The 1885-nt window shown below is 52.9% G+C and carries 2 protein-coding genes; both read right to left on the reverse strand.

Going from position 1 to position 1885, the window contains the following annotated elements:
• The coding region (locus OEL57_RS16475) for a lysophospholipid acyltransferase family protein (protein ID WP_300742005.1) at positions 1-660 on the reverse strand (660 nt) is incomplete at its 3' end.
• The gene (gene lpxB, locus OEL57_RS16480; protein ID WP_300742006.1) at positions 657-1808 is read right to left on the reverse strand and encodes a lipid-A-disaccharide synthase; all 1152 of its coding nucleotides are present in this window, start codon (positions 1806-1808) and stop codon (positions 657-659) included. The genes lpxB and OEL57_RS16475, both read right to left, overlap by 4 nt.
• Positions 1809-1885 lie beyond the last annotated feature (77 nt).

Below are 1885 nucleotides of genomic sequence, written 5' to 3' on the forward strand. Positions count from 1 at the left end.
GGCCTTGCGCCCCAGAAAATCAATCAGATAGCCTTCCTCAGGAAATACGGTCTGATCAACTAACAACCCCACAGTCCCATTTCTACGAATTACCGCCATCATATTCCTGAGGGCATTATCCTTGTAGATGACCGTATTGTCGTAATGCATCCGCATCCGTTCCACCATGGTGTTCAGATAGGGATTATTCTGACGACGGGCCACCACCGAGAGCGGTGCCTTAAACAGAGGTGCGTAGGCGAGGGCCATCAACTCCCAGTTACCGCAATGACCGGTCAGGAAAATGATTCCTTTTCCCATGGCACGGGCTGCATCATAATGTTCCATCCCCCGGACTTCTATCCGATCGATCAGCCCATCACCTTTACCGTGATATAAACGGCAGGTTTCCACCAGTGAACGCCCAAGATTACAAAACACCTCCCGCGCAATCCCTTCGGCGGTCGGGATAGAACAGGTCCATTCAGGTTGGGCTCGCATATGCTCAAGCACACGGCTGATATTTTCTTCTGCAATACGGCGCCGGCTACCCAATACCCGGCGCAGCATCAGACCGGTCCAGACACCGAAGCGTTCCGATAGACGTTCCGGCACCAGAGCCACCACCCAGGTAAAGCCGTAAAACACCGCCACCTGGAACATCCAGATGATCTTCTTCATGGTTGTTCCACCATGCTACATACCAATGACGCCATACGCAGGTCTGCACCGCCACCGCCAAGTCGTTCGCGCACATGGGAAAGCCGGTTTCTGATGCCGTCGTTATACAGACCATCACTTAGTATCTGCTCAATATCTGCAGCGATTTGCTCCGGCGAAGCATCATCTTGAATCAGCTCTTTCGCCACCGCCTCTCCCGCAACAATATTGCACAGGCCAATATGTTCAACCTTTACCAGCCGTTTGGCTAACTGGAAGGTGAGCGGTGCGAGTTTGTAGATAATTATCAGTGGTGTCCCCACCAGTGCGATCTCCAGAGTCACAGTCCCGGAAACTGAAATTACGGCATCGCAAGCCCGCATTAAATCATGAATCCGCTCACGGGTGACGGTTATAGGCAGGTTACAATCCACAAGCCAGGGAGCAAGATCTGCATCAGTCAGGGTTGAGGCAAGTGGAAGCGCAAACTGGATATCGGGAAAGCGCTGTTTCAACAGATGGGCTGCATCAATGATAGTAGGCAGAAGACGGCTGACTTCACTTCTACGGCTGCCGGGAAACAGCCCCACAATCAGCCTGGCTGGGTCAAGGCCAAAAGAAGTCGCAGCCTGTTCATGCGTCAGGGATACCTTAACCAGATCAGCCATGGGGTGGCCTACAAAGGAGACCGGCACACCAGCCCGCTCATAAAAAGGGGCTTCAAATGGCAGGATTACGGCCATATGATCAACCAGACGCTTGATCTTTTTGACCCGCCCCTGTCGCCAGGCCCAGATTTGGGGAGAAATATAGTAGAGCACCTTGACCCCGGCTTTTTTTGCCACCTTGGCCAGCCGCAGGTTAAATCCGGGATAGTCAATCAGGATCAGGAGGTCTGGAGGGGTTTCCAGCAGAATTTTTTTTAGCTTGAGAAAGGCTGCAGCAATCACGTTAAAATGTTTCAGCACTTCCACCAGCCCGACCACCGCCATATCAGCCGAATCCACCAGGGTTTCACAACCGGCCTCACGCATGCGAGGGCCACCGATGCCAAAGAAGGAAAAGGCAGGATCAGCCGCATGCACTGCACGCACCAATCCTGCCCCGTAGATATCACCGGAGGCTTCGCCGGCCACAATCATGACACGACGCTGCGGACTGCCTGTCATCTTACTTGATCGCCCCTCGAATTGCCTCAATCACCTGATCAACCTGTTGATTGGTCATCTCAGGATCTGTCTCTTAT

It is taken from the genome of Trichlorobacter sp. (genome assembly GCF_030247655.1).
Classification (GTDB): Bacteria; Desulfobacterota; Desulfuromonadia; order Geobacterales; family Pseudopelobacteraceae; genus Trichlorobacter.

Excerpts from the sequence above, each read along its gene's own strand:
- lpxB (WP_300742006.1), bottom strand. The coding sequence starts at position 1,808 with ATGACAGGCAGTCCGCAGCGTCGTGTCATGATTGTGGCCGGCGAAGCC.